The sequence below is a fragment of the Rhizobacter sp. P1_G5 genome, assembly GCF_056405435.1.
This window is the reverse complement of sequence record NZ_JBFUCB010000242.1, coordinates 1-8,333: the sequence shown is the minus strand read 5'-3', so window position 1 is coordinate 8,333 and position 8,333 is coordinate 1. Positions and strand designations below refer to the sequence as shown.

9 protein-coding genes are annotated in these 8,333 nt (G+C 68.0%); all 9 read left to right on the top strand.

Annotated features, from left to right (window positions below; all coding sequences use genetic code 11):
• The coding region (locus tag AC1D12_RS17365; RefSeq protein WP_477841796.1) for a MutS-related protein at positions 1-1,038 on the top strand (1,038 nt) is incomplete at its 5' end.
• Positions 1,035-1,859, top strand: a complete 825-nt coding sequence (locus tag AC1D12_RS17360; RefSeq protein ID WP_477841794.1) for a proteasome-type protease — start codon at positions 1,035-1,037, stop codon at positions 1,857-1,859. The genes AC1D12_RS17365 and AC1D12_RS17360, both read left to right, overlap by 4 nt.
• Before the next feature lie 10 nt (positions 1,860-1,869).
• The gene (locus AC1D12_RS17355) at positions 1,870-2,682 is read left to right on the top strand and encodes an alpha/beta fold hydrolase (RefSeq protein WP_047506229.1); all 813 of its coding nucleotides are present in this window, start codon (positions 1,870-1,872) and stop codon (positions 2,680-2,682) included.
• A gap of 51 nt (positions 2,683-2,733) precedes the next feature.
• Positions 2,734-4,413, top strand: coding sequence for a CTP synthase (pyrG, locus tag AC1D12_RS17350; protein WP_047506227.1), 1,680 nt, complete (start codon positions 2,734-2,736; stop codon positions 4,411-4,413).
• Positions 4,410-5,264 carry a 3-deoxy-8-phosphooctulonate synthase gene (kdsA, locus tag AC1D12_RS17345; RefSeq protein WP_477841791.1) on the top strand — a complete coding sequence of 285 codons (855 nt, stop codon included), beginning with the start codon at positions 4,410-4,412 and terminating at the stop codon, positions 5,262-5,264. Before pyrG ends, kdsA begins: the two co-directional genes overlap by 4 nt.
• Before the next feature lie 48 nt (positions 5,265-5,312).
• Complete coding sequence (gene eno / locus AC1D12_RS17340; protein WP_047594661.1) at positions 5,313-6,596, top strand: phosphopyruvate hydratase; 1,284 nt, start codon at positions 5,313-5,315, stop codon at positions 6,594-6,596.
• Positions 6,597-6,605: 9 nt separating this feature from the next.
• Positions 6,606-6,884 (top strand): cell division protein FtsB, encoded by a 279-nt coding sequence (gene ftsB / locus AC1D12_RS17335; RefSeq protein WP_047506223.1) that lies wholly within the window; start codon positions 6,606-6,608, stop codon positions 6,882-6,884.
• A 13-nt stretch (positions 6,885-6,897) separates the two neighbouring features.
• Complete coding sequence (gene pnuC / locus AC1D12_RS17330; RefSeq protein WP_465113392.1) at positions 6,898-7,527, top strand: nicotinamide riboside transporter PnuC; 630 nt, start codon at positions 6,898-6,900, stop codon at positions 7,525-7,527.
• Positions 7,524-8,162: an AAA family ATPase gene (locus AC1D12_RS17325; RefSeq protein WP_477841789.1), complete on the top strand. Its 639-nt coding sequence runs from the start codon at positions 7,524-7,526 to the stop codon at positions 8,160-8,162. Before pnuC ends, AC1D12_RS17325 begins: the two co-directional genes overlap by 4 nt.
• Positions 8,163-8,333 lie beyond the last annotated feature (171 nt).

Below are 8,333 nucleotides of genomic sequence, written 5' to 3'. Positions count from 1 at the left end.
GCACAGGAGCGCTCGCTCGCGCGCGAGAAGCAGCTCTACGAGCAGCTGATCGACCAGCTGCAGGCGCACCTGGAGGCGCTGTCGGGCCTGGCGCGCGCACTGGCCAGCCTCGACGCACTGGCAGCGCTGGCCGAGCGCGCCGACACACTCGGCTGGACGCGCCCGCAGTTCGTGCGCGAGCCCTGCATCGACATCACCGCCGGCCGCCACCCGGTGGTCGAGGCCCGCCTGGCCGAGACCGGCGGCGGCAACTTCATGGCCAACGACTGCCGGCTCGACGCAGCCCGCAAGATGCTCGTGATCACCGGCCCGAACATGGGCGGCAAGAGCACCTTCATGCGCCAAGTGGCGCTGATCGTTCTGCTGGCGGCGATCGGCTCGTTCGTGCCGGCCGATGCCTGCCGGCTCGGGCCGATCGACGCGATCCACACCCGCATCGGCGCGGCCGACGACCTGGCCAATGCGCAATCGACCTTCATGCTCGAGATGACCGAGGCGGCCGCGATCATCCACAGCGCCGGGGATCACTCGCTGGTGCTGATGGACGAGATCGGCCGCGGCACGTCCACCTTCGACGGCCTGGCGCTGGCCGGCGCCATCGCAAGCCACCTGCACGAGCGCAACAAGAGCTTCACGCTGTTCGCGACGCACTATTTCGAGCTGACCGAGTTCCCGGTCAAGCACGAGCGGGCGCTCAACGTGCACGTGTCGGCGGCCGAGAGCGGCGACGACATCGTCTTCCTGCACGACATCCAGGCCGGCCCGGCCAGCCGCAGCTACGGCGTGCAGGTCGCACGGCTGGCCGGCATGCCCGGCACGCTGGTGCGCCAGGCGCGCGCGACGCTGGAGGCGCTCGAAGCCCAGCAGCACGCCGGCAGCGCGCAGATCGACCTGTTCGCGGCGCCCGCGCCGGAGGCCGAGAAGCCGGTCTCGCCCATCGAGCGGGCGCTGGCCGGCATCAACCCCGATATGCTGTCGCCGAAGGAGGCGCTCGACGCGCTCTACCGCCTGAAGAACCTGCAGGACACCCCGTCATGACCTACTGTGTGGGCATCAAGCTCGATGCCGGCCTCGTCTTCCTGTCCGACTCGCGCACCAACGCGGGCCTGGACCAGATCAGCACCTACCGCAAGATGATGGTCTACGAGAAGACCGGCGACCGCTTCATGGTGCTGCTGTCGGCGGGCAACCTGTCGATCTCGCAGTCGGTGCGCGAGATCCTGCAGGTCGAGAAGCTCGACAACGGCGACGACGAGCCGATCACCATCTGGAACGCCACCAGCATGTTCGACGCCGCCCGCGTGCTCGGCAGCGCGGTGCGCCGCGTCTACGACCAGGACGGCCCGTCGCTGAAGCAGGCCGGCGTCGACTTCAACGCCTCGATGATCCTCGGCGGCCAGATCAAGGGCGAGGCGATGCGGCTCTTCCTGGTGTACTCGGCCGGCAACTTCATCGAGGCGACGCGCGAGACCTGCTACTTCCAGGTCGGCGAATCGAAGTACGGCAAGCCGGTGCTCGACCGCATGATCACGCCGCACACCGCGCTCGACGAGGCCGCCAAGTGCGCGCTGGTGTCGATGGATTCGACGCTGAAATCCAACCTGTCGGTCGGCCTGCCGCTGGACCTGCTGGTCTACGAGGCCGGCACCTTCCAGTCGCAGCAGATGGTCTGCATCGACGAGCGCAACCCGTACTTCGCGATGATCCGCAGCACCTGGGGCCAGCGCTTGCGCCAGGTGTTCGAATCGATCGACGACCCGCAGTGGGACGGCAGCGCCGCCGAGCACCCACTGTGCGTGCCGTCGGACCGCTACGAGCCGATGCGCAAGATCACGCACCCCGGAGAGAAGATCATCTGATGGGAGCCGCGTGACTGCCGCCCCGGGCTGCATCGTCTTCTCGCATGCGAACAGCTTCCCCGCCGGCACCTACCGGCAGCTGTTCGACGCGTGGCGCGCCGCCGGCCACGAGGTGCATGCGATCGAGAAGCTCGGCCACGACGAGCACTACCGCGTCACCAACAACTGGCCGCTGCTGCGCAACCAGCTGATCGCCTTCATCGAGCAGCACGCCGCCGCCGGGCCGGTCTGGCTGGTCGGACATTCGCTCGGCGGCTTCCTGAGCGTGCTGGCCGCGTCGAAGCGGCCCGACCTGGCGCGCGGCGTGGTGCTGATGGATTCGCCGCTGATCGGCGGGCTGCTCGCCCGCACGCTGCAGGTGGCCAAGGCGACCGGCATCGGCGAGCGCTTCTCGCCCGGCCACGTCTCGAAGCGCCGCCGCCAGCACTGGCCGAGCGCCGAGGCGGCGTTCGCGCACTTCGCGGCCAAGCCGGCCTTCGCGCGCTGGGCGCCCGGCGTGCTGCGCGACTACATCGACGCCGGCATCGAGCCGTCCGGCCACGGGCATTCGCTGAGCTTCCGGCGCGAGATCGAGACGCAGATCTACTACACGCTGCCGCACCACATCCCGCGCCTGCTGGTGCGCCGCCCGCCCGGCTGCCCGATGGCCTTCATCGGCGGCACGCAGTCGACCGAGGTGCGCCAGGTCGGCATGAAGGCCACCGAGCGCTTCACGCAGGGGCGCATCTCGTGGATCGAGGGCTCGCACCTGTTCCCCTTCGAGCAGCCGGGGCAAGCGGCCGCCGAGGTGCTGCGCTGGCTGGGGGAGTTCACGCGCCTATAATCGCGCTTTACCACCACGGCATTCGTCGACAAGGCGCCTGCTGACCCTGCAATGACCAAGTTCGTCTTTGTCACCGGCGGTGTGGTGTCCTCGCTGGGCAAGGGCATCGCGGCTGCATCACTTGCAGCGATTCTCGAATCGCGCGGCCTCAAGGTCACCCTCATCAAGCTGGATCCGTACCTCAACGTCGATCCGGGCACCATGTCTCCCTTCCAGCACGGCGAGGTGTTCGTCACCGACGACGGCGCCGAGACCGACCTGGACCTCGGCCACTACGAGCGCTTCATCACGACGCGGATGAAGAAGGCCAACAACTTCACCACCGGCCAGATCTACAAGAGCGTGCTCGAGAAGGAGCGCCGTGGCGACTACCTCGGCAAGACSGTGCAGGTGATCCCGCACGTCACCAACGAGATCCAGGAATTCATCAAGCGCGGCGCCGCCTTCGGCACCGAGCAGGCGGTCGACGTCGCGATCGTCGAGGTCGGCGGCACCGTCGGCGACATCGAATCGCTGCCCTTCCTCGAAGCGGCGCGTCAGATGAGCCTGCGCATGGGGCAGAACAACACCGCCTTCGTGCACCTCACCTACGTGCCGTGGATCGCCGCCGCCGGCGAGCTGAAGACCAAGCCGACCCAGCACACCGTGCAGAAGCTGCGCGAGATCGGCATCCAGGCCGATGCGCTGCTGTGCCGCGCCGACCGCCGCATCCCCGACGAAGAGCGCGAGAAGATCTCGCTCTTCACCAACGTGCCCGAATGGGGCGTGATCTCGGTGTGGGATGCCGACACCATCTACAARGTGCCSCGCATGCTGCAYGAGCAGGGCCTCGACGGCCTGATCTGCGACAAGCTGCGCATCAACACCCCGCCGGCCAACCTGAAGCGCTGGGATGCGCTGGTCGACGAGGTCGAGCACCCGAAGCGCGAGGTCACCATCGCGATGTGCGGCAAGTACACCGACCTGTCCGACTCGTACAAGTCGCTGAACGAGGCGCTGCGCCACGCCGGCATCCACAACCATGCCCGCGTCAACATCGAGTACGTTGATTCCGAGACGCTGACCACCGACAACGTGAACCAGCTCGCGCGCTATGACGCGATCCTGGTGCCCGGCGGCTTCGGCAAGCGCGGCGTCGAGGGCAAGATCCTCACCGCCCAGTTCGCCCGCGAACACAAGCTGCCCTACCTCGGCATCTGCCTGGGCATGCAGGTCGCCACGATCGAGATCGCGCGCCACAAGGCCGGCCTTGCCAACGCCAACAGCACCGAGTTCGAGCCCGAGACGCCGAACCCGGTGATCGCGCTGATCGACGAGTGGCAGGACGCCGACGGCTCCATCCAGACGCGCAACGCGAACTCCGACCTCGGCGGCACGATGCGCCTGGGCGCGCAGAGCTCCGACGTGATGCCCGGCACGCTCGCGCACGAGATCTACGGCGATGTGGTCAACGAGCGCCACCGCCACCGCTACGAGGCCAACGTCAACTACCTCGACAAGCTGCGCGAGGCCGGCCTCGTGATCTCGGCGCTGACGCAGCGCGAGAAGCTGACCGAGATCGTCGAGCTGCCGCGCACGGTGCACCCGTGGTTCATGGGCGTGCAGTTCCACCCGGAGTTCAAGTCGACGCCGTGGGAAGGCCACCCGCTGTTCCGCTCCTACATCCAGGCCGCGCTCGCGCACCAGGCTGCGCGCAACGAGCAGCCGCAACCCGAGAAGGCCGCGGCATGAAGCTCTGTGGATTCGAAGCCGGCCTCGACAAGCCCTTCTTCCTGATCGCCGGCCCCTGCGTCGTCGAGACCGAGCAGCTGCAGCTCGACGTCGCCGGCCAGCTGAAGGAAATGACGGCCGCGCTCGGCATCCCGTTCATCTTCAAGTCGAGCTACGACAAGGCGAACCGCTCGTCGGGCACCTCGTTCCGCGGCCCCGGCATGGAGCGTGGGCTGGAGATCCTCGCCAAGGTCAAGCGCGAGATCGGCGTGCCGGTGCTGACCGACGTGCACAGCACCGAGGAGATCGAGCACGTGGCCTCCATCGTCGACGTGCTGCAGRCGCCGGCCTTCCTGTGCCGCCAGACCGATTTCATCCGCGCCGTGGCGCAATCGGGCAAGCCGGTCAACATCAAGAAGGGCCAGTTCCTCGCGCCCGGCGACATGAAGAACGTCATCGACAAGGCCCGCGCCGCCGCACGCGAAAAAGGCCTGCCGGAAGACAGCTTCATGGCCTGCGAGCGTGGCGCGAGCTTCGGCTACAACAACCTCGTCAGCGACATGCGCTCGCTGGCCATCATGCGCGACACGAAGGCCCCGGTGGTGTTCGACGCGACCCACTCGGTGCAGCTGCCCGGCGGCCAGGGCACGAGCTCCGGCGGCCAGCGCGAGTTCGTGCCGGTGCTGGCGCGTGCGGCCATCGCGGTCGGCGTGGCGGGCGTCTTCATGGAGACTCACCCGAACCCGGCCGAGGCCTTGAGCGACGGCCCGAACGCGGTGCCGCTGAAGCGCATGAAGGAATTGCTGTCCACCTTGGTGGAACTCGACCGCATCACGAAGAAGAACGGCTTTCTCGAAGCCGATTTCAACTGACCGCCAGAATCACCCTAGCAGTAGTCGAAAAACCTGAAGGAAGATTGAATGAGTGCCATTGTTGACATCGTCGGCCGCGAGATCCTCGACAGCCGCGGCAACCCGACCGTCGAATGCGACGTGCTGCTGGAATCCGGCGTGATGGGCCGCGCCGCGGTGCCCTCGGGCGCCTCCACCGGCTCGCGCGAGGCGATCGAACTGCGCGACGGCGACAAGAACCGCTACCTCGGCAAGGGCGTGCTGAAGGCGGTCGAGCATGTGAACACCGAGATCAGCGAGGCCGTGCTCGGCCTCGACGCCTCGGAGCAGGCCTTCCTCGACCGCACGCTGATCGACCTGGACGGCACCGAGAACAAGAGCCGCCTGGGCGCGAACGCGACGCTGGCCGTCTCGATGGCGGTGGCGCGCGCCGCGGCTGAAGAGAGCGGCCTGCCGCTGTACCGCTACTTCGGCGGCTCGGGCGCGATGCAGATGCCGGTGCCGATGATGAACGTCATCAACGGCGGCGCGCACGCGAACAACAGCCTCGACCTGCAGGAGCTGATGATCATCCCGGTGGGCGCCCCGAGCTTCCGCGAGGCGATGCGCTACGGTGCCGAGGTGTTCCACGCACTGAAGAAGATCATCAACGACAAGGGCATGAGCACCGCGGTCGGCGACGAAGGCGGCTTCGCCCCGAGCGTCGCGAGCCACGAGGCGGCGATCCAGCTGATCCTGCAGGCGATCGACAAGGCCGGCTTCGTGGCCGGCGAGCAGATCGCGCTCGGCCTCGACTGCGCGGCCAGCGAGTTCTACAAGGACGGCAAGTACGTGCTGAGCGCCGAAGGCCTGACGCTGAGCGCGCCCGAGTGGACCGACATCCTCGCGACCTGGGTCGACAAGTACCCGATCATCAGCATCGAAGACGGCATGGCCGAAGGCGACTGGGACGGCTGGAAGCACATCACCGAGCGCCTGACGACCAAGGTGCAGCTGGTGGGTGACGACCTGTTCGTCACCAACACGAAGATCCTGAAGGAAGGCATCGACAAGCGCATCGCGAACTCGATCCTGATCAAGATCAACCAGATCGGCACACTGACCGAGACCTTCGCGGCGATCGAGATGGCCAAGCGCGCCAACTACACCGCGGTGATCAGCCACCGCTCGGGCGAGACCGAAGACTCGACGATCGCCGACATCGCGGTCGGCACCAATGCCGGCCAGATCAAGACCGGTTCGCTGAGCCGCTCGGACCGCATGGCGAAGTACAACCAGCTGCTGCGCATCGAGGAAGACCTGGGCGATGTCGCGAGCTATCCGGGCCGCGGCGCGTTCTACAACCTGCGCTGATCCGGGCCCGTGCGCCTCGTCACCCTCGGCCTCATCGCGCTGCTGGCCCTCGTCCATGCCGAACTGTGGTTCGGCAAGGGCGGCGTGCCGCGCGTGATGGAGCTGCAGGCCAAGCTCGACCAGAAGAAGGGCGAGAACGACGCGGCGCGCGCGCGCAACGAGCGCCTGGTCGCCGAGGTCAGCGACCTGAAGGAAGGCCTGGAGATGGTCGAGGAGAAGGCGCGCTTCGAACTCGGCATGGTCAAGCCGGACGAGATCTACGTCCAGGTGTCGACCGCCAAGCGCTGATCGCCATTTCCTGATGGACGCTTTGCTGCTAGCGCTGCAGCCGCTGTTCGCTGCGGCCTTCACGCTGTGGGGCTCGCCCGTCACCTGGGTCGAGGTGATCGCCTTCGTGCTGGCGATCGCGATGGTCGTCTGCAACATGCGCGTCGACCCGCTCGGCTGGCCGCTCGCGATCGTCAGCTCGCTGCTCTACGTCGCGCTGTTCTGGGACAGCAAGCTGTATGGCGACGCGAGCCTGCAGGTGTTCTTCGCGCTGGTCGCCGGCTGGGGCTGGTGGCAATGGCTGCGCGGCACGCAGGGCGACGGCCGTGGGCTGCGGGTGCGTTCGCTGGGCCCGCGCGGCCGGCTGGCCGTGGTCGTCGCGACCCTCGCGCTGTGGCCGGCGCTCGGCTGGTTCCTGAAGCGTTTCACCGACACCGATGTTCCGTGGTGGGATGCCTTCCCCACGGCCGCGAGCGTGGTCGGGCAGTGGCTGCTCGGCCGCAAGTACGTCGAGAACTGGCCGATGTGGGTGGTGGTCAACACCGTCAGCGTCGGGCTGTTCGCGTACAAGGGACTGTGGCTGACGGTCGCGCTGTACGCGATCTTCGTCGGCATGTCGTTCGCCGGCTGGCGCGCGTGGCGCAAGGTGGAGCAGGCCGCGTGAGCCACGCGAGCCACGTCATTGCGATCGTCGGCGCCGAGAGCACCGGCAAGACGACGCTCGCCGGCGAGTTGCAGGCGGCGCTGCAGCGCGACGGTCGCTCGGTCGCCCTCGTCGGCGAATACCTGCGCGAATTCTGCGACCGTCATGCGCGCACGCCGCGCGTCGACGAGCAGGCGGGCATCGCGCAGGAGCAGACGCGCCGCATCGCCGCGGCCGCCGAGACGCACGACATCGTGATCGCCGACACCACGGCCTTGATGATCGCGGTCTACAGCGAGCAGGTGTTCGGCGACCGCAGCCTGTACGACAGCGCGATCGAGGCCCAGCGCGGCTGCGCGCTGACGCTGCTGACGGCGCTCGACATCCCCTGGCAGGCCGACGGCCTGCAGCGCGACGGGCCCCAGGTGCGCGAGCCGGTCACCGCGCTGGTGCGCGCGGCGCTGGCGCGCGGCGGGCTCGGCTATTCGGTGGTGGCCGGCACCGGACCGGCGCGGCTGTCGCACGCGCTGCTGGCGGTGCGGCATGCGCTGCTGGAACCGTCGGTGCTCGACGAGGCCCGCGCGAACCCGCGCTGGCAATGGGTCTGCGAGCGCTGCGGGGATGCGGGGTGYGAGCAGCGGCACTGGTTGCCGTAGGTTTTCTGTTGGCGCATTGGCGCGGAAGGCGCGTGCGGGGAGGCTGTGGCTCGCCGGCCGGTGCGGTCTTCGCCCTGGGGGGCGAAGACTTCCCTCCGCTGACTGGTTTCATGGCCCGTCGCCGAAACTCCCGCCACTCACTTCGTTCGTTGTGGTCAAACAGTCGGCGAC

Bases quoted from the DNA above. Each gene is read 5' to 3' on its own strand.
- AC1D12_RS17360 (WP_477841794.1), top strand. From the start codon at position 1,035: ATGACCTACTGTGTGGGCATCAAGCTCGATGCCGGCCTCGTCTTCCTG.
- pnuC (WP_465113392.1), top strand. From the start codon at position 6,898: ATGGACGCTTTGCTGCTAGCGCTGCAGCCGCTGTTCGCTGCGGCCTTC.
- eno (WP_047594661.1), top strand. From the start codon at position 5,313: ATGAGTGCCATTGTTGACATCGTCGGCCGCGAGATCCTCGACAGCCGC.